The sequence below is a fragment of the Cyanobium gracile UHCC 0281 genome, assembly GCF_034931305.1.
Taxonomy (GTDB): domain Bacteria; phylum Cyanobacteriota; class Cyanobacteriia; order PCC-6307; family Cyanobiaceae; genus Cyanobium; species Cyanobium gracile_A.
The window spans coordinates 1-20,908 of sequence record NZ_JAYGHY010000032.1 but is presented as its reverse complement, the minus strand read 5'-3'; the positions used below and the strand labels follow the sequence as shown (position 1 = coordinate 20,908).

The 20,908-nt window shown below is 67.9% G+C and carries 26 protein-coding genes and 1 tRNA gene; 13 read left to right on the top strand and 14 right to left on the bottom strand.

The genetic code is table 11. The features are described 5' to 3' along the window. Positions 1 to 4: 4 nt before the first annotated feature. A complete protein-coding gene (atpC, locus tag VB739_RS10435; RefSeq protein WP_323356999.1) occupies positions 5 to 412 on the bottom strand; it encodes an ATP synthase F1 subunit epsilon in 408 nt (135 codons plus the stop codon). Positions 413 to 428: 16 nt separating this feature from the next. Then, positions 429 to 1,895, bottom strand: coding sequence for a F0F1 ATP synthase subunit beta (gene atpD, locus VB739_RS10430; RefSeq protein ID WP_323356998.1), 1,467 nt, complete (start codon positions 1,893 to 1,895; stop codon positions 429 to 431). Between the two features lie 248 nt (positions 1,896 to 2,143). Between atpD and groES the strand changes: the two genes are divergently transcribed. From groES to VB739_RS10395, 7 genes are all read left to right on the top strand, one after another. Then, positions 2,144 to 2,455: a co-chaperone GroES gene (gene groES / locus VB739_RS10425; protein WP_015110667.1), complete on the top strand. Its 312-nt coding sequence runs from the start codon at positions 2,144 to 2,146 to the stop codon at positions 2,453 to 2,455. Between the two features lie 53 nt (positions 2,456 to 2,508). After that, a complete protein-coding gene (gene groL, locus VB739_RS10420; protein WP_094585628.1) occupies positions 2,509 to 4,146 on the top strand; it encodes a chaperonin GroEL in 1,638 nt (545 codons plus the stop codon). Between the two features lie 131 nt (positions 4,147 to 4,277). After that, the gene (gene vapB / locus VB739_RS10415; RefSeq protein ID WP_323356997.1) at positions 4,278 to 4,511 is read left to right on the top strand and encodes a type II toxin-antitoxin system VapB family antitoxin; all 234 of its coding nucleotides are present in this window, start codon (positions 4,278 to 4,280) and stop codon (positions 4,509 to 4,511) included. Positions 4,512 to 4,524: 13 nt separating this feature from the next. Then, the gene (gene vapC, locus VB739_RS10410; protein ID WP_323356996.1) at positions 4,525 to 4,932 is read left to right on the top strand and encodes a type II toxin-antitoxin system tRNA(fMet)-specific endonuclease VapC; all 408 of its coding nucleotides are present in this window, start codon (positions 4,525 to 4,527) and stop codon (positions 4,930 to 4,932) included. A 231-nt stretch (positions 4,933 to 5,163) separates the two neighbouring features. Continuing rightward, positions 5,164 to 5,439, top strand: a complete 276-nt coding sequence (locus tag VB739_RS10405; protein WP_323356995.1) for a type II toxin-antitoxin system Phd/YefM family antitoxin — start codon at positions 5,164 to 5,166, stop codon at positions 5,437 to 5,439. Further along, a complete protein-coding gene (locus tag VB739_RS10400; RefSeq protein ID WP_323356994.1) occupies positions 5,436 to 5,702 on the top strand; it encodes a Txe/YoeB family addiction module toxin in 267 nt (88 codons plus the stop codon). Before VB739_RS10405 ends, VB739_RS10400 begins: the two co-directional genes overlap by 4 nt. A 489-nt stretch (positions 5,703 to 6,191) precedes the next feature. Continuing rightward, positions 6,192 to 7,790, top strand: coding sequence for a B12-binding domain-containing radical SAM protein (locus VB739_RS10395; protein WP_323356993.1), 1,599 nt, complete (start codon positions 6,192 to 6,194; stop codon positions 7,788 to 7,790). 16 nt (positions 7,791 to 7,806) lie between these two features. Here VB739_RS10395 and VB739_RS10390 read toward each other — a convergent pair whose 3' ends face one another. The 4 genes from VB739_RS10390 to gpmI are packed head-to-tail and all read right to left on the bottom strand — an operon-like array spanning position 7,807 to position 10,366. Further along, a complete protein-coding gene (locus VB739_RS10390; RefSeq protein WP_323356992.1) occupies positions 7,807 to 8,007 on the bottom strand; it encodes a hypothetical protein in 201 nt (66 codons plus the stop codon). Positions 8,008 to 8,025: 18 nt separating this feature from the next. Then, positions 8,026 to 8,529, bottom strand: coding sequence for a peptide-methionine (R)-S-oxide reductase MsrB (gene msrB / locus VB739_RS10385; RefSeq protein ID WP_323356991.1), 504 nt, complete (start codon positions 8,527 to 8,529; stop codon positions 8,026 to 8,028). A gap of 5 nt (positions 8,530 to 8,534) precedes the next feature. Next, complete coding sequence (secG, locus tag VB739_RS10380; protein ID WP_216906160.1) at positions 8,535 to 8,765, bottom strand: preprotein translocase subunit SecG; 231 nt, start codon at positions 8,763 to 8,765, stop codon at positions 8,535 to 8,537. A 32-nt stretch (positions 8,766 to 8,797) separates the two neighbouring features. Continuing rightward, positions 8,798 to 10,366, bottom strand: a complete 1,569-nt coding sequence (gene gpmI, locus VB739_RS10375; RefSeq protein WP_323357007.1) for a 2,3-bisphosphoglycerate-independent phosphoglycerate mutase — start codon at positions 10,364 to 10,366, stop codon at positions 8,798 to 8,800. A gap of 193 nt (positions 10,367 to 10,559) precedes the next feature. On the opposite strand from gpmI, the gene pyrR reads away from it, so the two are divergent. Continuing rightward, positions 10,560 to 11,120, top strand: a complete 561-nt coding sequence (gene pyrR, locus VB739_RS10370; protein WP_323356990.1) for a bifunctional pyr operon transcriptional regulator/uracil phosphoribosyltransferase PyrR — start codon at positions 10,560 to 10,562, stop codon at positions 11,118 to 11,120. Positions 11,121 to 11,127: 7 nt separating this feature from the next. Here the strand turns inward: pyrR and VB739_RS10365 are convergent, their stop codons facing one another. The 3 genes from VB739_RS10365 to VB739_RS10355 form a co-directional block, all read right to left on the bottom strand. Then, a complete protein-coding gene (locus tag VB739_RS10365; RefSeq protein WP_323356989.1) occupies positions 11,128 to 11,346 on the bottom strand; it encodes a ferredoxin-thioredoxin reductase variable chain in 219 nt (72 codons plus the stop codon). 30 nt (positions 11,347 to 11,376) lie between these two features. After that, positions 11,377 to 12,213 carry a hypothetical protein gene (locus VB739_RS10360; RefSeq protein ID WP_323356988.1) on the bottom strand — a complete coding sequence of 279 codons (837 nt, stop codon included), beginning with the start codon at positions 12,211 to 12,213 and terminating at the stop codon, positions 11,377 to 11,379. A gap of 99 nt (positions 12,214 to 12,312) precedes the next feature. After that, a complete protein-coding gene (locus VB739_RS10355; protein ID WP_323356987.1) occupies positions 12,313 to 13,866 on the bottom strand; it encodes an Hsp70 family protein in 1,554 nt (517 codons plus the stop codon). A 120-nt stretch (positions 13,867 to 13,986) separates the two neighbouring features. Here VB739_RS10355 and VB739_RS10350 point away from each other — a divergent pair, with 120 nt between their 5' ends. The 3 genes from VB739_RS10350 to VB739_RS10340 all read left to right on the top strand — a co-directional run bounded on the left by VB739_RS10350 (position 13,987) and on the right by VB739_RS10340 (position 15,211). After that, the gene (locus tag VB739_RS10350; RefSeq protein ID WP_216901535.1) at positions 13,987 to 14,214 is read left to right on the top strand and encodes a DNA-directed RNA polymerase subunit omega; all 228 of its coding nucleotides are present in this window, start codon (positions 13,987 to 13,989) and stop codon (positions 14,212 to 14,214) included. A gap of 22 nt (positions 14,215 to 14,236) precedes the next feature. Beyond that, positions 14,237 to 14,662: a DUF1818 family protein gene (locus VB739_RS10345; RefSeq protein WP_323356986.1), complete on the top strand. Its 426-nt coding sequence runs from the start codon at positions 14,237 to 14,239 to the stop codon at positions 14,660 to 14,662. Positions 14,663 to 14,944: 282 nt separating this feature from the next. Next, on the top strand, positions 14,945 to 15,211 hold the full coding sequence (locus tag VB739_RS10340; protein ID WP_323356985.1) for a DUF2811 domain-containing protein: 267 nt from the start codon (positions 14,945 to 14,947) through the stop codon (positions 15,209 to 15,211). Positions 15,212 to 15,227: 16 nt separating this feature from the next. On the opposite strand, the gene VB739_RS10335 is transcribed toward VB739_RS10340, so the two are convergent. The 5 genes from VB739_RS10335 to VB739_RS10315 all read right to left on the bottom strand — a co-directional run bounded on the left by VB739_RS10335 (position 15,228) and on the right by VB739_RS10315 (position 18,739). Beyond that, positions 15,228 to 15,695: an EVE domain-containing protein gene (locus VB739_RS10335; protein ID WP_323356984.1), complete on the bottom strand. Its 468-nt coding sequence runs from the start codon at positions 15,693 to 15,695 to the stop codon at positions 15,228 to 15,230. A 12-nt stretch (positions 15,696 to 15,707) separates the two neighbouring features. Continuing rightward, positions 15,708 to 17,114: a UDP-N-acetylmuramoyl-L-alanine--D-glutamate ligase gene (gene murD, locus VB739_RS10330; protein ID WP_323356983.1), complete on the bottom strand. Its 1,407-nt coding sequence runs from the start codon at positions 17,112 to 17,114 to the stop codon at positions 15,708 to 15,710. A 97-nt stretch (positions 17,115 to 17,211) separates the two neighbouring features. Then, positions 17,212 to 17,283, bottom strand: a tRNA-Val gene (locus tag VB739_RS10325). Between the two features lie 166 nt (positions 17,284 to 17,449). Beyond that, the gene (locus VB739_RS10320; protein WP_323356982.1) at positions 17,450 to 18,223 is read right to left on the bottom strand and encodes a photosystem II S4 domain protein; all 774 of its coding nucleotides are present in this window, start codon (positions 18,221 to 18,223) and stop codon (positions 17,450 to 17,452) included. A gap of 12 nt (positions 18,224 to 18,235) precedes the next feature. Then, positions 18,236 to 18,739 (bottom strand): hypothetical protein, encoded by a 504-nt coding sequence (locus tag VB739_RS10315; RefSeq protein WP_323356981.1) that lies wholly within the window; start codon positions 18,737 to 18,739, stop codon positions 18,236 to 18,238. An 87-nt stretch (positions 18,740 to 18,826) separates the two neighbouring features. On the opposite strand from VB739_RS10315, the gene serA reads away from it, so the two are divergent. Together serA and VB739_RS10305 are read left to right on the top strand one after the other, a co-directional pair. Continuing rightward, positions 18,827 to 20,413 carry a phosphoglycerate dehydrogenase gene (serA, locus tag VB739_RS10310; RefSeq protein WP_323356980.1) on the top strand — a complete coding sequence of 529 codons (1,587 nt, stop codon included), beginning with the start codon at positions 18,827 to 18,829 and terminating at the stop codon, positions 20,411 to 20,413. Continuing rightward, the coding region (locus VB739_RS10305; RefSeq protein WP_323356979.1) for a 50S ribosomal protein L11 methyltransferase at positions 20,413 to 20,908 on the top strand (496 nt) is incomplete at its 3' end. The genes serA and VB739_RS10305, both read left to right, overlap by 1 nt.

The following is a 20,908-nucleotide window of genomic DNA, read 5'->3' as shown; positions in this document are numbered from 1 at the left end:
GAGCTCAGGCGGCCTTGCTGGCCTGAAGACGGGCGCGGGCGCGCGCCAGGGCCTGCTGGACCTTCACCTTTTCGGGGCTGGGGTCGGAGCCTTCCAGGGCCGCAGCGGCCTGCTGGGCCGCCTCGAAATCGCTCTGGGCGGCGGCGGCGTCAATGCTGCTGCCCAGTTCGGCGCCGTTGACGAGCACGGTGACCTCATTGGCCACCACCTCGGCGAAACCACCCATCAGGGCAATCGACTGCCAGTTGCCCCCCTCCCGCACCCGCAGCACGCCGCTGTCGAGGGCGGTGAGCATCGAGACGTGGCCGGTGAGGATGCCGAGCTGGCCGGTGGTGCCGGGCAGGATCACTTCGTCGGCGGTGCCGTCGAAGACGCTCTGATCGGGGGCAAGGACGCGCAGGGTGAGGGTCATGGAGAAGATTCCCGGATCAGGACTTGGCTGCGGCGAGGATCTTGGCGGCCTTGGCCTTCACCTGATCGATGTTGCCGACCAGGTAGAAGGCGGCTTCGGGCAGGTCGTCGAGTTCGCCGGCCAGGATCATGTTGAAGCCCTTGATCGTGTCGTCGAGCTTCACGTATTCTCCGGACTGACCGGTGAAGATCTCCGCCACGAAGAACGGCTGGGAGAGGAACTTCTCGATCTTGCGGGCCCGGTCCACCGTGCGGCGGTCGTCCTCAGAAAGTTCGTCCAGACCGAGGATCGCGATGATGTCCTGCAGTTCCTTGTAGCGCTGCAGCGTGGACTGCACGGCGCGAGCGGTGCGGTAGTGCTCATCACCCACCACCGCCGGCTGCAGCATGGTGCTGGTGGAATCGAGGGGATCCACCGCCGGGTAGATGCCCTTGGAGGCCAGACCGCGGCTGAGCACGGTCGTGGCGTCGAGGTGGGCGAAGGTGGTGGCAGGCGCCGGGTCGGTGAGGTCGTCGGCCGGGACGTAGACGGCCTGGATCGAGGTGATCGAGCCAGCCAGGGTGGAGGTGATGCGCTCCTGCAGTTCACCCACGTCGGTGCCGAGGGTGGGCTGGTAGCCCACGGCCGACGGCATGCGGCCCAGCAGGGCGCTGACTTCGGAACCGGCCTGCACGAAGCGGAAGATGTTGTCGATGAACAGCAACACGTCCTGATTGTTCACGTCGCGGAAGTGTTCGGCCATGGTGAGCGCCGACAGGCCGACCCGCATACGGGCGCCGGGGGGCTCGTTCATCTGGCCGTAGCAGAGGGCCACCTTCGACTTGGAAAGGTCGTCGGCGTTGATCACGCCCGACTCCTTGAACTCCTCGTAGAGGTCGTTGCCTTCGCGGGTGCGTTCGCCCACGCCACCGAACACCGAGACACCGCCGTGTTCCTTGGCGATGTTGTTGATCAACTCCTGGATCAGCACGGTCTTGCCGACGCCGGCGCCGCCGAACAGACCCACCTTGCCGCCCTGGCGGTAGGGCGCCAGAAGGTCGATCACCTTGATGCCCGTTTCGAACACCTTCGGCTTGGTCTCAAGCTCGGTGAGCTTGGGCGCCTGGCGGTGGATCGGTGCGGTCATGGTCGTGGTGACCGGACCCTGCTCGTCGACGGGCTCGCCAAGCACGTTGAAGATGCGGCCCAGGGTGGCCTCACCCACGGGAACGGAGATGGGGGCGCCAGTGTCGAGGGCGCCCATGCCGCGCACCAGGCCGTCGGTGCTGCTCATGGCCACGGCACGGACCCGGTGGTCGCCCAGCAGCTGCTGCACTTCCGCCGTGATGGCCACCTGCTGGCCGGCGGAGTTGGTGCCTTCGATACGAAGGGCGTTAAAGATTTTGGGCAGCTTGCCCGCAGGGAACTCCACGTCAAGGACGGGGCCGATCACCTGGCGCACGGTGCCTTTGGTACCAGGGACGGCGGGAGCGGCAGCAGCCATAAGGGAGGAAGGAACGTGGTGTGCCCAGCGGGATCCAACCACCCGTCTGAAGCGGCGCAACCTTACCACTGCAGGGGGCCTGGGGCCTGGGGTTCGGTCACCCGCACAGCCCGGGGATGGCGTTGCGACGGAGCCGCCCCCTAGGTTGGCAGTCGAAGGGCGCGAGTGCTAACTCGCCCCATCCCAGCGATGCTCCGGCTTCGGCCGACCCTCGTCGCTGGCTTCGCAACCATTCTTCGCGTCATTTCATGGCTGCCGTTTCCCTCAGCGTCTCCACGGTCAAACCCCTCGGAGATCGCGTCTTCATCAAGGTGTCCGAATCGGAGGAGAAAACCGCCGGTGGCATCCTTCTGCCCGACACCGCCAAGGAAAAGCCCCAGGTGGGTGAAGTGGTCCAGATCGGTCCCGGCAAGCGCAACGACGACGGTTCCCGTCAAGCCCCTGAAGTGGGTGTCGGCGACAAGGTGCTCTACAGCAAGTACGCCGGCACGGACATCAAGCTCGGCACCGACGAGTACGTGCTCCTGTCCGAGAAGGACATCCTGGCCGTCGTCAACTGATCTGACGGCGTTCCCGTCTGCATCTCCTTCAACCAAGCAATCTTTTTTCTTCCATGGCCAAGCGCATTATCTATAACGAGCAAGCCCGCCGGGCCCTCGAACGCGGCATCGACATTCTTGCCGAAGCCGTTGCCGTCACCCTCGGCCCCAAGGGCCGCAACGTGGTGCTGGAGAAGAAATTCGGCGCTCCCCAGATCATCAACGACGGCGTGACGATCGCCAAGGAGATCGAGCTGGAGGATCACATCGAGAACACCGGTGTGGCCCTGATCCGTCAGGCCGCCTCCAAAACCAACGACGCCGCCGGTGACGGCACCACCACCGCCACCGTCCTGGCCCACGCCATGGTCAAGGCGGGTCTGCGCAACGTGGCTGCCGGCGCCAACGCGATCACCCTGAAGAAGGGCATCGACAAGGCCACCGAGTTCCTCGTCGGCAAGATCGAGGAGCACGCCAAGCCGATCTCCGACTCCAACGCCATCGCCCAGGTGGGCACCATCTCCGCCGGCAACGACGAAGAAGTGGGCCGCATGATCGCCGACGCCATGGACAAGGTGGGCAAAGAGGGTGTGATCTCCCTCGAGGAAGGCAAGTCGATGACCACCGAACTGGAGGTCACCGAAGGCATGCGCTTCGACAAGGGCTACATCTCGCCCTACTTCGCCACCGACACCGAGCGGATGGAAGCGGTGCTCGACGAGCCCTACATCCTGCTCACCGACAAGAAGATCGGCCTGGTGCAGGACCTGGTGCCCGTGCTCGAGCAGATCGCCCGCACCGGCAAGCCCCTGCTGATCATCGCCGAGGACATCGAGAAGGAAGCTCTTGCCACCCTGGTGGTGAACCGTCTGCGTGGCGTTCTCAACGTCGCCGCCGTCAAGGCTCCCGGCTTCGGTGACCGCCGCAAGGCCATGCTCGAGGACATCGCCGTTCTCACCAACGGCCAGCTGATCACCGAGGACGCCGGCCTCAAGCTGGAGAACACCAAGCTGGAGATGCTGGGCACCGCCCGCCGCATCACCATCAACAAGGACACCACCACCATCGTCGCCGAAGGCAACGAGGCGGCAGTGAAGGCCCGCTGCGAGCAGATCCGCAAGCAGATGGACGAAACCGACTCCTCCTATGACAAGGAGAAGCTGCAGGAGCGTCTGGCCAAGCTGAGCGGCGGTGTGGCCGTGGTCAAGGTGGGTGCCGCCACCGAAACCGAGATGAAGGACAAGAAGCTGCGCCTGGAAGATGCCATCAACGCCACCAAAGCGGCCGTTGAAGAAGGCATCGTCCCCGGCGGTGGCACCACCCTGGCCCACCTGGCCCCGGCCCTCGAGGAGTGGGCGGCCGCCAATCTCTCCGGCGAGGAGCTGATCGGCGCCACCATCGTGGCCTCCTCCCTCACCGCCCCGCTCAAGCGGATCGCTGAGAACGCCGGCGTCAACGGCGCCGTCGTCGCCGAGCACGTGCGCAACAAGCCCTTCAACGAGGGCTACAACGCCGCCACCGGCGAGTACGTCGACATGCTGGCCGCCGGCATCGTCGATCCCGCCAAGGTGACCCGCTCCGGCCTGCAGAACGCCGCCTCGATCGCCGGCATGGTGCTCACCACCGAGTGCATCGTGGCCGACATGCCCGAGAAGAAGGAAGCTGCTCCCGCCGGTGGCGGTGGCGGCATGGGCGGCGACTTCGACTACTGATCGCGCCAGCGGTCAGCGTCGGATCTCCGGTCCTGCGCCTTCAGCACCAAGCGCCCCTGTGGGGGCGCTTTTTTTGCGCTGCCAGCTCCGATTCCGGGATATCCTCATGGGATATCCATTGCTAGCGAGCCTTGGCGATCACGCGCCTGTTCCTGAGTAACCGCAGCCAGGCGGTGCGCATCCCTGCCGAGCTGCGGCTCCCCGACAGCGTCAAGCAAGTGGAAGTGCGCGCCCGTGGCTGCGAGCGCATCATTGCCCCGCTGGGCAGCAGCTGGGACAGCTTTTTCCTCTCAGTTCCCAGCGTTCCCGACGACTTCATGGCCGAACGGGCCTCCCAGCAGCAGGACGAGCGGGAGCTCTTCTGACGGGGCCACCCAGATGCTGCGCTACCTGCTGGACACCAACATCACGATCGACGTGATCAAGCGCAGGCCTGCCTCGGCCCTGCAGCTCTTCAACCGCCATGCCGGCCACATGGCCATCTCGGCGATCACCCTGGGCGAACTGCTGCATGGGGCGGAGAAGAGTTCGGCACCGGAACGCTCCCTGGCGGTGGTGGAGGATTTCTGCAGCCGCCTGGAGGTGCTGGGCTATGGCCCGAAGGCCGCCCAGCACTACGGACAGATCCGCTCCGCTCTTGAGCGGCAGGGACAGCCGATCGGGGTGAATGATCTGCACATCGCCGCCCATGCCCGCAGCGAAGGGCTCACCCTGGTGAGCAACAATCTGCGCGAATTCCAGCGGGTGGAAGGCTTGCTGCTGGAGAACTGGGTGATGGCAACTTGAGCGATCGTCTTTCGCATGGATGGCCCCGCTGCCAGGCGGCCCCAGTCCACGTCTGATGACGGTCCGCACCGACCTCAACGACTGCACCTCACCCTCATCAGGCCCTCCGCCATCGGCCTGATCCGCCAGTCGCTGGAGCGGCAGCTGGATGACGCCACCGGATCGCCATGACGAGAGGGCTCCCGTGGGCGCCATCGCCACTAACTTGCACAGACATCCTGTACGGCTCCCGTGGCCATCGAGACCACCTACACCGCTGCCCGCGACCAGCTCAAGGCACTGATGGACAAGGTGGTGGACGATCGCGAGGTGGTGCTGGTCCGGCGCCGTCAGGGCGGTGACGTGGCCATGGTGGCGGCCGAGGAGCTGGAGGGGCTTCTGGAAACCACCCGTCTGCTGCGCTCCCCCCGCAATGCCACCCGCCTGCTCAAGGCCCTGGAGCGTGCCCAGAGCGACGGCCTTCCCCGGGTACGCCTTGTGGATCTAGAGGCGAAGTTGGAGGCATGAGCCCCCAACGGGAGGCGGCGTGCCATCCGGAGTTTCTGGAGGACCTGCAGCATTGGATCGAAACCGACCGCCGCACAATCCGCCGCCTGCTGGAGTTGATGAAAGCTGTGCTGCGCGATCCCTTCGGCGGCATCGGCATACCGGTGCCTCTCAAACACCTGGGCGCGGGCATCTGGTCGCGTCGGATCACCCAGGAACACCGCTGTGTCTATCTGGTCAAAGCTGACCGAGTGGAGTTCCTCCAGGGTCGCAATCACTACTAGCCCATGAGTTCACAGGTCGCCCTGATCGCAGAGCCGTGGACGGAGCTCTTGGGAGTGGCCGTGCGGGTGGAACCATGGCTCCTTCGATCCCTTCAGAAGATCAGTCCGGGAAGCAGACCAATCTCCCTGAGGACCTGAGGCAAGGCCTCCTGCATGGGGGCGGTAAGCCTATGGCAGGCATCGAAGATGGCCGCGCCTTGCACAGATATCTCATCACCGTGCATCCTCAACGCCAACGGATCCTCGTTTCCTCCTGGTGTCGCCCAGATGCCTGCAGCTCCTGGCAGAGGAGGTGGCTCCCAAGAGCACTCCCTATCGATGGCTGAGTATCCGAGCGCATGACGTTCAAAGAATGCGGCGCTGATGCATCAGCAGCAAGACCAGGGAAAGAATTGTTTCACCGCTATGACCTCAGACCATGGCTCCCTACGTTGACCATCAAGCCCCAGATGTTCAGCCGACTTTTGTAGCTGATCTGCTGCAGATGTGATGAACGCACTCCTTCTGTATCCCCTCTTCCCGAAAACGTTCTGGTCGTTCGACCGGTTCCTGGCGATGGCCGGCGTGAAGGCCTTCATCCCCCCGCTCGGGATCCTGACGGTGGCCTCCCTGCTGCCGCCGCAATGGAACCTGCGCTTCCACGACAGGAATGTGGCCGAAGAGCCCCAGGACGACTGGCTGTGGTGCGACCTCGTGATCGTCTCGGCGATGATGGTGCAGCGCGAAGACTTTCACCATCTGATCCGCAAGGCGGTGACGATGGGCAAAAAGGTGGCGGTCGGTGGCCCCTATCCCACCTCCCTGCCGCAGCATGCGCTGCAATCCGGAGCCCACTACCTGATCCTGGACGAGGGTGAAATCACAGTGCCCGCCTTCCTGGCGGCCCTCGAGCGCGGCGAGCCTGCTGGCCAGTTCCGTGCCCTGGAGAAACCGGATGTCAGCCTCAGCCCCAGGCCCCGCTACGACCTGCTGCAACGCGACGCCTACCTGATGATGGCGGTGCAGTTCTCCCGCGGCTGTCCCTTCAACTGCGAGTTCTGCGACATCATCAGCCTGTATGGCCGCAAGCCGCGGACCAAGGAAAACCACCAGATCCTGGCGGAACTTCAGACCCTCTACGACCTGGGGTGGCGGGGATCCATCTTCATGGTGGATGACAACTTCATCGGCAATCAGCAGAACGTCAAGCGTCTACTGAACGATCTGATTCCATGGATGCGAGACCATCGCTACCCCTACAACTTCCTCACCGAAGCCTCGGTGAATCTGGCCGAGCAGCCCGATCTTCTCGAACTGATGGCCCAGTCCGGCTTCTTCGGGGTCTTCCTGGGTATCGAGACCCCCGACCAGGACAGTCTCGAGGTCACCCGCAAGCAGCAGAACACCCGTCATCCGCTCACGGAAGCCTGCCGCAAGATCAATGCGGCGGGGCTGGTCATCTACGCCGGTTTCATCCTCGGCTTCGACGGAGAACGCTCCGGCGCAGGGCAGCGCATCGAGGCGTTCGTCGCGGAGACGGCCATTCCCCAGCCGATGCTGGGCATCCTCCAGGCCCCGCCCAACACGGCGCTCTGGACCCGACTGGAGCAGGAGGGACGACTGCTGCCGGATGCCGATGGCTGCTGCGGCGATCAGAACACCCTGATGAACTTCGTGCCCTCCCGTCCACCCCAGGACATCGGCCGCGAGTACGTGCAGGCCCTCTGGCGAATGTATGAGCCCGCCACCTATCTGGAGCGCTGCCTGCGCCACTGCCTCGCCATCACCCCCAATCCCCACTGCTCCCAGCAGATGCACGTGCCAGCGGCCCGGGCCGTGAGGCTGCTGGCCCTGCTGGTCTGGCACCAGGGCCTGCGCCGCCCTTCGCTCCGCGGCCAGTTCTGGCGGCAGCTGGGGCAGATGGCGCGGCAGCAGCCCCGCCTGCTGGCCGTCTACCTCGGCCTCTGCGCCGCCGGCGAACACTTCTTCGAGTATCGCCAGCTGGCCCGGGAGCGCATCGGCGACCAGCTGGGCCAGGATCCCCTGCTGCCGGCCCCGCCCATCCCCGATGTCACGGCCAGGGAAGCCGTTCTGGCGGCTGCGGACTGACTGTTTCATCTGGGTCTCACCGCCCCAACAGAACCCGCAGCAGGCTCAACCCGATCAGCAGCCCCACGCCGATGTTCCAGAGCAGGGCGTCGCGGCCGGAGAGGGCCGCCAGCCAACCAGGCAGGTGGCCGCGGCGCTGCTCCAGCAGCAGGGTGAAGCCCAGCAGCAGCAGCAGCGGGACCCCCAGGGCGATCAGCAGCGCAGGCAACGGGGCCATGGAGGGACAGACAGCGGCTCAGCTGCCGGGCACGAAGGCCAGGGCCACGCCGTTGTTGCAGTAACGCTTGCCGGTGGGCTTGGGGCCGTCGTCGAACACGTGGCCCTGGTGGCCGCCGCAGCGGCGGCAGTGGTACTCCGTGCGCGGCAGGATCAGCTTGAAGTCGGTTGTCGTGGCCACCGCGTTGGGCAGGGGTTGCCAGAAGCTGGGCCAGCCGGTGCCGGAATCGAACTTGGCCTTCGAGCTGAACAGGGGCAGGCGGCAGCCGGCGCAGACGTAGGTGCCGCTGCGTTTCTCCTTGTTGAGCGGGCTGCTGAAGGGGCGCTCGGTGCCCTCTTGGCGCAGCACGGCATAGGCGGCGGGGCTGAGTCGCTTCTTCCATTCCGCCGAGCTCAACTGCCAGGCAGGATCGGTGGCCTTGGCGGCCGCCAGGGCTCTGGAGGCCGGCAGAAAGGGCACCAGGGCCGCCAGGGGTGCCCCCACCCGGGCCAGCAGGCTGCTGAGGAAGTTGCGGCGTTCCATTCGGCTCAGCCCAGCCAGCCGGCGCTCAGCACCACGGCCAGCCCCAGAAACAGGGACAGCAGGGTCCAGGTGATGCGGTTGAGGGTGTTCTCGGCGCTGCGGGCGCTGCTGAACATCGAGCCACCGCTGGAGGCCAGGCCGCCCATGCCGTCGCCCTTGGGGCTGTGGAGCAGCACGGAGATGATCAGCAGGGCGCCGCTGAGCATCCAGAGGGAGGACACGATGTTCTTGACCATGGCCCCAGACTAGCGGCCACGGAAACGGGCCTTCAGGCGCCGAGGGTCTGGGGGATCCGGGCGGTGGGGGCGGTGGCCGGCACCACCAGGGAGGTCCCGGTCATGCGGGCCGGCTTGGGCAGGCCCAGGATCTCCAGCAGGGTGGGGGCGATGTCGGCCAGGCCGCCATGCTCCCGCAGGGTGACGTCGTTGCCATGGCCTTCCAGTTTGCGTTTCTCGCCCTCCACCAGGATCACCGGCACGGGGTTGGTGGTGTGGGCGGTCCAGGGGAGACCATCGGGGCCCTGCATCACCTCAGCGTTGCCGTGGTCGGCCGTGATCAGCAGGGTGCCGCCCATGCGGGTGGTGGCCTCCACCAGACGCCCCACGCAACGGTCGACCATGGCGATGGCTTCGGTGGCGGCCTCCATCTGGCCGGTGTGGCCCACCATGTCGGGGTTGGCGTAGTTGATCACCACCAGGGAGTAGATCCCCCGACCGATGGCGGCGATGCAGCTATCGGTGAGCTTCTCGGCCGACATGGCCGGGGCCATGTCGTAGGTGGCCACCCGGGGCGAGGGCACCAGGTGGCGGTCCTCACCGGGGAAGGCCTGCTCGATGCCACCATTCATGAAATAGGTGACGTGGGGGTATTTCTCGGTTTCGGCGGTGCGCAACTGGCGCAGCCCGTGTTCGGAGACCACCTGCCCCAGCAGACCATCGAGGGATTCGGGGGGAAAGGCCACCGCCACCGGCAGGCCCTGTTCGTACTGGGTGAAGGTGACCACGTGCAAGGGGTCGATCCAGCTGCGCTGGAAGGCATCGAACCCGGGCAGCACCAGGGCGCGCATGATCTGGCGCACCCGATCGGGGCGGAAGTTGAAACAGATCAGGCCGTCGCCGGCCTGCACCAGGCCCTCGGCAAGGCGGACGGGCTCGAGGAATTCATCGGTGATGCCGGCTGCGTAGGACCCCTCGAGAACCTCCTGTGGGGTCAAGGGGCTGATATCGGAGGGCTCGGTCAGCAGCCGGTAGGCCTTCTCAGTACGTTCCCAGCGCTGGTCCCTGTCCATGGCCCAGTAGCGGCCGCAGAGGGTGGTGATCCGGCCCACGCCCGCCTCATCGATCAGCTCCTGGATCCTGGCCAGGAAGCCCGGACCGCCATGGGGCGCCGTGTCACGGCCGTCGGTGATCACATGAATGCGGACGTCGCTCAGACCGCGGCCTGCCGCCCAGCGCAACAGCCCGCCGAGATGCTCGATATGGCTGTGGACACCTCCATTGGAGCAGAGGCCGATCAGATGCAGGGGATGGCCGTTGGCCAGCAGGGTGTCTCCCAGGTCGTTGAGGGCCTGATTGCCGGCGATGGTGCCGCTGCTCACCGCCTGACCAATCCGCACCAGCTCCTGGCGGATGATCCGGCCGGAGCCGATGGTGAGATGGCCGACTTCCGAGTTGCCCATCTGGTGATCGGGCAGGCCGACGGCTGCGCCGCTGGCTTCGATGAGGGTGTGCGGATAGGCGTGCCAGAGGGCATCCATCACCGGTGTGTCGGCCGCCCTGACAGCGTTGTGGTCGCGCTCGTGGCTGTAGCCCCAGCCATCCAGAATGGCCAGGACCAACGGAGCCACGGGGGCGGCCGTCTCGCTGGAGACACGATCAGCTCTGCCGCTGGCGGAATGCTTCTGAGAGGGAGCTGCTTTCACCAGCGAGAAAATCTGCACGTTTCTACGCCTAACCAACTTACAGCCCCCCTCCCAAAACACCTTCGGGCGGCGTCGATGCGTCAGGCTTTGGTTACATGCCATACGTTTGATGGCCAGACCTCAGGCCGGTGCCGCCCCTGGCGATCGGCTGGAACTGCTCTCCGCCCAGGACCTGGGACGCACCCTCGACAGGCTCGCCTCCCAGGTGCTGGAGGCCGTGGCCGACAGCCAGGACCTGGTCCTGCTCGGGATCCCCACCCGTGGTGTGGCGCTGGCGCGGGTGCTGGCCGGACGGCTGGAGGCGATCTGCGGCCATCCGATGGCCCACGGCAGCCTGGATCCCACCTTCCACCGCGATGACCTGGAGCGGGTGGGCACCCGGCTGGTGGAGGCCACCCAGCTGCCGGTGCCCGTGGATGGCCGTCAGGTGGTGCTCGTCGATGACGTGATCTTCACCGGCCGCACGGTGCGGGCCGCCCTGGAGGCCCTGCAGGCCTGGGGACGTCCCCGCCGGGTGGGGCTGCTGGTGATGGTGGACCGGGGCCACCGGGAAGTGCCGATCCAGCCCGATTACTGCGGCCGGGTGGTGCCTACCGCCCGCCACGAGACGATCCAGCTCTGCCTCCAGGCCATCGATGGCGAAGAGGGGGTCTACCTGCTGCGGGACTGAAGCGGCCTCAGAGGGCGGCCAGCTCGTCCGCGCGGAAGTGGGCGCGGAACTTGCCGAAGGCCACCACCACCGGCAGGTTCGGACTGATCGGGCGTCCCTTCCAGTCGTTGAGGACGTTGAACACTTCTCCCTGCTGGCCTTCCATGTCGAAGGCCTCTCCCCGGTGCTGGGGGTGGTTGTAGATGACCACGCTGCTGCTCACCTTGACCTGATCACCTGGCTGCATGTCCACCGGGACGCTCTGGGGGCCATCCTGTCATGGGGCTCCGCGCTGGCAGGCGCTTTCGGGACCGGCTTCGACCACCCGGCCGCCCAGCTCCTTGCAAGCCTCCTGGAACGCCTGCCACTCGTCCATGCCGGCGGCGATGCGGCGCTGAACCAAGCCATCCAGCTTCTCGCCGGACACCGTGTGGGGCAGGGAACCGTGGGTGTCGTGCTCCCGGTCGAGGCCCTTGAGCTGGTCGAGGCCCTTCTTCACCTCCTGCCGCAGCGGATCGCTCTGCTGGCGCCACCAGGGGTGGTCAATGCGGTTGAGACTGTCGAGCGCCTCCCACCAGCGCTTCTGCTTGACCAGAAGCGTCGCCCGCTCCAGCTGGGAGCGGTTGCGGTTCCAGATCTCCTGGAGGTCGTCGCCCATGGAACGGCCATCGTCCTGGCGCTCCTCCCCCAGGGGCGTGAGCGCCGCCAGAGCCCCCGGCAGATCACCGGCCTGGAAGCGGTTCATCGCCACGGCCCGCAGCTGGCGCTGCCAACGGGCGAGCCGTTCCCGGTCGGCGGGGGTGCCGGCCCTGGAGTTGATCACCTGGCGCTGCAGGCGCAAGGCCTCGCTCCAGTTCTCCTGGCCCCAGAGCTGGTCGGCCTTGGCCCTCAGGCAGCGGCCCCGATCAAAGGGGGAGCGGCCGGGCAGCCAGCTGAGGGCGGCCATCTGCTCGCTGTAGCGCAGGCAATCGTCGAGGCGGCCGCTGGTGGAAGCCTGCTCCAGGCGCACGGGCAGCTGACGCTCCCACCAGTAGCCCAGACCGATGGCCGCAGCGACCGAACCCAGGGTGATGGCCAGCCAGAAACGGGGCAGTCTGTGCCGGCGGAGGGCCAAGGGGGGACAGCGGAGCGGATCTCTCTCTGTTGTATGCAACGGCGGCCACTGGCGCCCGGTCGCAGGGGCAGCCTGGTCGGCGTCCACCGTCCCTGGCCGTCAGCGCACCGGGCCGAGGCGTTGGGGCCCCAGGCGGCCAGCGCCTGCAGGGGCCTCCAGATCGTCGCTGTCCACCAGGAGCTGGGCCTCGGCATCAATGGAAAACCGCAGCCGCAACCGGTCGACGCCCCGCTGACCGGGGGAGGCCAGGGGGATGGCCAGCGGCGGCGTGGACCAGGGCCGCACCGGTGCCGCCCCCGCCGGCCGCTGCCGCAGCACCGGCAGCCCAGCCTCGAACACCACTTCGGCCCGCTCCTCGGGCAGGGGCTCCCCCAGCACCAGCTCCAGCTGGTCCTGGCCATCTCGGCTGCAGGCCAGCACCAGCTCCAGGGGCTGGTCGGTGGGCCAGCTCTGGCCCGCCATGAACAGGGGATGCCAGCGGTGGCAACCGCTGCGCCGGTCCCAGCAGCGCAGGGACACACCACGGGCCAGCACGTCCCGCACCCGCACACCGGGCGTGAGGGCCAGGGCCCCCAGGGCCACGGCCTCCACGGGCCGCTCGCCGCGCAGGGGCACCCCCGGACAGCGGCTCTCCAGCCATTGGCGGATCAGGGGGATCCGGCTGCTGCCCCCCACCGGCAGCACCGCGTCGATGGCGGCCAGCCCCAGCCCCTCGCGGCGGGCCGCCGCCAGCACCGTCTCCAGCAGACCATCGAGCAGCTGCAGCAGTCCCCGCTCCTGCAGCAACCGCTCGAAGGCCGGCCGGCTCAGGGTCAGTTCGCGGAACGATCCCCCCGTCGCGTGGATCTGCAGGGCCTCGGGGGCGTCGCTGAGCTGGCACTTGAGCCGCTCGGCGAGCTGCAGCAGGGCGCCGTCGACGGGGACGTCCGGGCAGAGGTGGGCCGCGATCCAACGGTCGATGTCCCGACCACCGAGGGCCACACCCGACTTGCCGATCACCCGAGCACAACGCAGGGTCTGGGTGCTGCGGGTCAGATCCCGGCCGGCGAAGCGCAGCAACTGGGCGATCGGGGCGGCCCGCCCCTCACCGCCCTCCAGGGCCACCAGGGAGAGATCGATCGTGCCACCGCCCATGTCCACCACCAGCACCCGACTGCCGGGAGGCAGGCCGGCACCGATGGCAGCGGCGGTGGGTTCATCCACCAGCGCCAGCTCCGGCACCGCCAGCTCGCCGCTGGCCCGCTGCAACCAGGCCCGGTAGCCCCGATAGGTCTCGATCGGGGCGGTGAGCACCAGGCGCTCCGGCACCAGTTCCGGTGGCAGGGCCCGCCAGAGCCCCTGCAGCAGCACGGCACCCGCCCGCTCGGCGCTGAGCCAGCCCGGCGATGGGCCCGTCGCCGGAGCACCGATGTGGCGCTTGAAATCCCGGCAGAGGCCGGGATGGTCGCCATCGGCCAGGGCCGCCTCCAGCACCTGGCGGCCGATCAGGGGCCGTTCGGCCTCAGGGCTCTCCAGCCACAGCAGGCTGGGCACCACGCAGGGATCGCCGCAGCTGTACGGGGGCAGGGGCAGCAGCCCAGGGGGTCCCTGGCTGTCCTGCCAGGCCACGACGGTGGTGCTGCTGCCCAGGTCGATGGCGAGGGTGCCGGGCATGGGTCGGAGGGGGTGCGGTGTTGGCGCAGGGGCACGGGTGGCCCCCTTCTAGGCCGTGACCAGGGAAGAAGGGCGTACGGGGGGCTGAACTAAGCTGTTGCAATTGATGATCAGGTCCGTATGCCAAGCAGCGAACTCAACGCCAAGGAGCTGGCCCAGAGAGGAGAGAGCCTGATCCGGCACTCCAGCAACCGCTACCTGACCACCGTTCGCATCGCTTTTCGGGCCAAGCAACGCCGCTTCGACGATTTCGACGGCCTGCTCGATGACTCGATGATCAAGCCCGTGCAACGGGCGATCGTCGAACTCAGCGACGAGCAGGACCAGCCCGACCTGCTGCCCGGCTGAACCGGGCCCACTCCAAGCCGCTGTGGAGATCTGCGAAGGCCAGGGCTGGCGGCTGGTGGTGGATCCATCCCGAAGTCCCTACACCGCCCTGATCGGGGGGGAGGGCTGGGCCTGCGAACTGACTGGCGCCGAACTGCTCGCCCTGCAACGGGCCAGCGGACAGCTCACCGCCCAGCACGTCGCCCTCGCCGACACCCTGATGGCGGAGGAGGCCATCGACATCGAACTGGAGTTGCCGATCGGCGATCCCCGCTCCGACGCCGGCGGGTCGCTGTGGCTGGGGCTGCGGGGGGATCGCGGCAGCTGGTCGCTGCAACTGGTGCTCACCCCCGAGCCCGGATCGCGGGGGATGGAAGGGGGTTGGACTGCCGCCGCCAGCGCCGCGTTCGCCGCGGCCCTGGAGCGCCTGAGACCGACTGAGCGGAATGGCGAAGATCAGGATTGTTGATCGTTGGCGGATTCCACAGCCGCCACCTCTGTTTTGCACCATTTCTCCCCAGAAGGCCCCCTTCGGACGCTGGCCGCTCAGCGAGGCTGGGGAGAAGCTGCACTGGCCGCCGCCCTGGCTTGACAATTCCCGGCCGCCGCTGCGGCGGCTGGCTAGCGACGCCTGCGACGGCCTGAAGCCCTTGCAAGAGCCTGTGTCTCAGCCTGGGACCAGGCCGCTCGCGCCGCAGCCGGCGCCGTTTGACGTTCCCCCTTCGGTGTGGAGAAGTGGCGGACGCGCTGCATGGAGTCCGCAATGGCCCGCCTGAGAACCCTGCCGTCGGACGGGGCCGAGTCGCTGGTGAGCCTGCGGGCGGAGGTGCCCGAACCGCTGCTGGAGGCGATGCGGCAGTTCATCGAGCACCACCCCAACTGGGACCAGTACCGGCTGTTCCAGGCCGCCCTGGCGGGCTTTCTGGTGCAGAACGGCATCCGCAACCGGGGGGTGACCCGCTGCTACCTGGCCAACCTGTTTCCGGGCCATCAGGCGTTCTCGGCACCAGCGGCCTGAGCTGGCCTGAGGCGCCTCAGGCCTCCGGCGCCACCCCCAGCAGGCGGAAGATGCGCGTGGCGCTGGCGTCAGCCACCGGCAGGATCGAGAGGCGGTTGCCCCGGCGTACCACCACCAGATCCTCCACCGTGAAATGCTCCCGCAGGGCGTCAAGAGTCAGCATCGCCGGGAAGGTGGTGCGATAGGCGAGACGGGCACAGTCCCAGCGGGGGGCCTCCGGCTTGGAGGCCGGATCGAAGTACTTGGATGTGGGATCGAACTGGCTGGGATCCACCAGCCCCGTTTCGATCACCTCCATCAGGCCGACGATGCCGGGGGGACTGACATTGGAGTGGTAGAAGAAGGCCCGATCACCGCTCTGCATCGCGCGCATGAAGTTGCGGGCCTGGTAGTTGCGGATCCCGTCCCAGAGGGTGGTGCCCTCCGCCTGCAGGTGCTGGATGCCGTAGACATCCGGCTCGCTTTTCATCAACCACCAGGCCATGGATGTTCGGTTTCAGAGGGCCAGCACCAGCCGGCGGAAGTGGTCGCCGCGGGCTTCGAAACTGGTGTACTGATCGAAGCTGGCACAGGCGGGCGACAACAACACCCCCTGGCAGTCGAGCTCCGCAGCCAGGCTGGCGGCCAGGGCCACCGCAGCCTCCAGATCCTCCACCTGCCGCACCACACCGCCGAAACCGCTGGTGTGCAGGAGGCCGGTGAATTCCTCCCGGGCCGCGCCGTAGAGCACCACCGCCGCCGCCCGCTCCTGGAGCCGCTCCAGCCAGGCCGTCGCATCCCCCTGCTTCGACTGACCACCGGCCAGCACCACCAAGGGTCCCTCCAGGGCCCGCAGGGCCACCTCGGCGGCGTCGTAGTTGGTGGCCTTGCTGTCGTTGAACCAGGTGATGCCGTTCAGCTGGCGCAGGCGCTCCAGCCGGTGGGGCACGCCGGGGAAGCAGCGGCAGGCGGCCTCCATCGCCGCCGGCTCCAGCCCGGCATGCAGCCCGACCGCCACCGCCAGCAGCAGGTTCTGGCGGTTGTGGGCCCCGGGCATCGCCAGGGCACTGGCGGGGAACAGGGGACCCTGGCGCCCCTGCACCAGATCGTGTTCATCGATCCACAGCAACGGATCGATCCCGGCCGGCAGGTCCTGCTTGGGTCCGGCGGTGATCCAGTCGGCGTGCTCCCAGGTGTCGGCGTGGCCGCGCAGGTCGGGGTCGTCGGCATTGAGGATGCGGAGGCGTGACTGCTCCAGCAGGCGCCGCTTGATGGCCCGGTAGGCGGACAGGGTGCCGTGGCGCTCGAGGTGGTCGGGGGTGAGGGTGGTCCAGACGCCGATGGCGGGCGCGACGGCCGGGGCCGCCTCCAACTGGTAGCTGCTCAGTTCCACCACCAACCAGTCGGGGCGGGGGCCCTGCTCCAGGCGCCGTTGCAGCACCACCTCGGCGGCGGAGATGCCGACATTGCCGCACAGCGGCGCATCCTTGCCGCCCTGCTCCAGCAGGTGGTGCACCAGGCAGGTGACCGTGGTCTTGCCATTGGTGCCGGTGATGCCGATCCAGGGCACATCCCGGCTGGCCTGCCAGGCGGGCACGATCTCCCCCTGCACCTGCACCCCCTGGCCGCGCAGCTGCTCCAGCACCGGATGGTTCCAGGCGATCCCCGGACTCACCACCACCACCGACGCTGGCAGCGGCAGGGCCTGGAACGCCTCGACGCTGAGGGGCACCCCCAGGCGCGCCGCAATGGCCTCGTTCTCCAGCTCGGCGGCCCGGGCCCGAAGCTCAGGGGAGTCGCCACTTTCGATCACCACCACCGCTTCACCGCGGGCGTGGAGTAATCGGGCAGCCCCCAGTCCCGATCGACCGAGGCCCACCACCACCGTGCAGGACAGGGGTGGAATGGCCTCGGTTGGGCTCACGCTGGCAGGCTCACATTCAGGATCGGCCGAGGGTAGCAGCGAAGTGCACGCCGAACTGAACCGTGCCCGATTCGAGAGGAATGAATAAAACTGAAGATGGGCGATACTGGAATCGAACCAGTGACTCCTACCGTGTCAAGGTAGTGCTCTACCTCTGAGCTAATCGCCCGTTGCCGGGATAACCGAGGTGTTGGGGAAATCGACTGTCATTTCGATAAATATCGAAAGGCATGAGTTGTCGTAACTTCGCCAACGGTAAATCCGCTGGTTCCGTTTCTTCCTAGGGCTTTTCCTACTCGCCGGCCTTCCCTCCTGTCAACTTGGGGCCCGGGGCCTCAATGGCGCTCCATCCGGATCCGGAATCGCTCCCGCTTGGTGGGATCGATCGCTAGCACCTCCAGCTCGCCCCGCCCCTCCAGCTGGACCCGCGCCCCCACGGCCAACGGCTGGCTGGGACTGCATACCACGGTCCAGTCGATGCGCACGGCCCCCTGGCGGATCAGGGTGGCCATGCGGTTGCGGGACAGGCCGAAACCGGCGGACGCCAGGGCATCCAACCGCAGGGAGGCTTCCACCGTGGTCAGCTGGCGGGGCAGGCGCCGGGCCGGCAGCTGCAGCACGTCGATGGAGCGGGCCTCGAAGCGCACCGGCACCGTGCGCACCAGGCCCTCGCCCCCATCCAGCCTCCCGGCCAGGGCCGCCGTGACGATGGCCTGAGCGCCCCGATCGCCCCGCAACCACAGATCGCCCCACTCCGCCGCGCTGGCACCGGAGCGGGCCAGCCCCTCGAGCATGTCGGCAGCGGAGGCGGGATCGAAGAGAAAGTTGCCGCTGATTTCCAGCCCCATCAGGGCGGGAGACACGGGCTCCTGGCCCGCCCGTCCCAGCAGCAGGCAGCGGCGTTCGGCGCCGGGATGGCCGCCGTCGCTGGCGAGGCTCAGCTCACTGAGGGCACCGAGCCTGGCCTCGGCCTCCTCCCATACGGCGGCGTCCAGAAATCCACTCACCTGGGGCTCCCAGGTGCGCAGGGCGGTCTCCGCCAGACTGAACAGGCTGCCCAGGGCCTGCGGGCGGCGGCTTCCTGCCAACAGGTCCCGTCTTGGAAGCATGGCGCCAGCGGCTCAGGTGTCGTCCAACCGCACGACCGCCTTCGGTCGTGCCAGCTGGATCGTGGTCCAGGGGATCTCGCTCCCGGCGGGGGCCTCCAGCAGCAGCAGCCAGCAGCCCTCGTCGAGCCGGTTGCGCAGGATGCGGATGCGGTCATCCTCCTCGGAGCTGACGCTGGCGGCGGCGGCAAAGCTGCCCATCCAGCCGGAGCCCATGCCCAGCAGGCCACCGATCAGCGGCTCTCCGTAGGCCCCGGCGAAGCTGAACGTGTGCAGATCGGTGATCTGGGTGAAGGTGAGTCCGGCCAGGAAGCCGAAGGGCAGCAGCCAGCGGACCATCGACTGCTGCCGCCGCCGCCGGGCCGTGGCCGGATCGAGCCGCTCAACCTCCGACATGGTCGCCTCGCCGCTGCCGATCGCCAGCACGCGGGTCGGGGCCGGCTGCAGCGCCAGTAAGCGTTCCCGCAATGCCTGCAGGCGATCGCGGTCGTCCAGCACCACCACCACACTCAAGGACATGGGCTCGTCTCCGCACCGCTCTCTACACTGCACCTCCGGCCTGCCCCCCTGGGGGCGTACCCCCCGCCCCACGCACCGCTGCCGGACATGACGAAGGTTCTGGTCTCTGATCCCATCGACCAGGCGGGGATTGACATCCTCTCCCAGGTTGCCCAGGTGGACGTACGCACGGGCCTGAGCCCGGAGCAGCTGGTGGGCTGCATCGGCGACTACGACGGCCTGATGATCCGCTCCGGCACCCAGGTGACCGCTGAGGTGATCGAGGCCGCGGCCAGGCTGCGCATCATCGGCCGAGCCGGCGTCGGCGTCGACAACGTCGACGTGCCCGCCGCCACCCGGCGCGGCGTGATTGTGGTCAACTCCCCGGAGGGCAACACCATCGCGGCCGCCGAGCATGCCCTGGCGTTGATGCTCTCCCTCTCGCGGCACGTGCCCCACGCCCACGCCAGCACCATGGCCGGCGGCTGGGACCGCAAGACCTACGTGGGCAACGAGCTTTACAAGAAAACCCTGGGCGTGGTGGGCCTCGGCAAGATCGGCTCCCACGTCGCCCGCGTCGCCCGGGCCCTGGGCATGGACGTGGCCGCCTACGACCCCTTCATCTCCGCCGAGCGGGCCCAGTTGCTGCAGGTGCGGCTGCTGCCCCTGCCCCAGCTGTTCGCCGAAGCCGACTACGTCAGCCTGCACCTGCCCCGCACGCCCGACACCGAGAACCTGGTCAACGCGGCGCTGCTGGCCACGATGAAGCCCACCGCCCGGCTGGTGAACTGCGCCCGCGGCGGCATCATCGATGAACAGGCCCTGGCCGACGCCGTCGAGAACCGGGTGATCGCCGGTGCCGCGATCGACGTGTACGCCAAAGAACCCCTGGCCGCCGATTCACCGCTGCGCCTGGTCAAGGAGCGGCTGATCCTCACCCCCCACCTCGGCGCCTCCACGGAGGAAGCCCAGGAGAACGTGGCGATCGATGTGGCCGAGCAGATCCGGGACGTGCTGCTCGGCCTGCCGGCCCGCAGCGCCGTGAACATCCCCGGCCTGACCCCCGAGGTGATGGAGCTGCTCAAGCCCCATCTGCAGCTGGCCGAAACCCTCGGCCTGCTGCTCAGCCAGCTGGCCGGAGGCCAGATCAGCGAGCTGGAGGTGCGGCTGCAGGGGGAATTTGCCTCCCATCCCGCCCAGCCCCTGGTGGTGGCCGCCCTCAAGGGCATCCTCTCGGCCGCCCTGGGCGACAGCATCAACTACGTCAACGCCAGCCTGGAAGCCAAGGAACGCGGCATCCATGTGCTCGAGGTGAAAGACGATGCCAGCCGCGACTTCGCCGGCGGCTCACTCCAGCTCAGCTCCCGCAGCCCGCGGGGCAACCACAGCGTCACCGGAGCGGTGTTCACCGACGGGGAACTGCGCGTCACCACCATCGACGAATTCCCGGTCAACGTGACGCCGAGCCGTCACATGCTCTTCACCCGCCACCGGGACATGCCCGGCATCATCGGCCAGTTGGGCTCCCTGCTCGGCGAGCACAACGTCAACATCGCCTCGATGCAGGTGGGGCGCCGCATCGTGCGGGGCGACGCCGTGATGGTGCTGAGCCTGGACGACCCGATCCCCCCCAGCCTGCTGGCGGTGATCCACGACATCAACGGCATCCAGGCCGCCCATCCGGTCACCCTCTGATGGGCCTGGTCTGGTGGCGGCTGGAGATGGCCGCCCCGGCCGAACTGGAGGAATCCCTGCTCTGGAAGCTGCCGCTGCTGGGGGTGCCCCGGGTGGCCCTGCAGCATCCTCCCGAGGCCCCGGAGCGCCGCCAGCTGCTGGCCTGGCTGCCGGAAAGCGACTGGCCCGCCGACCAGCGGCAGGAGCTGGAGCGGGCCTTGGCCCCTTTGGGGGAGCCCTTCACCCTGGCGCTGCCACAGGTCCACTGGCAGCGGCAGGCCGATGAGGACTGGAGCCTGAGCTGGAAGAGCCACTGGCGGCCCGATCCTGTTGGGGAGCGGCTGCTGGTGCTGCCGGCCTGGCTGGAGGTGCCGCCGGAGCAGGCCGATCGCCTGGTGATCCGCATCGATCCAGGCAGTGCCTTCGGCACCGGCAGCCATCCCACCACACGCCTCTGCCTGGAGGCGCTCGAATCCCTGGCCGGCGAGCGCGAGCGCGCGGGCCAGGGGCCGGGCC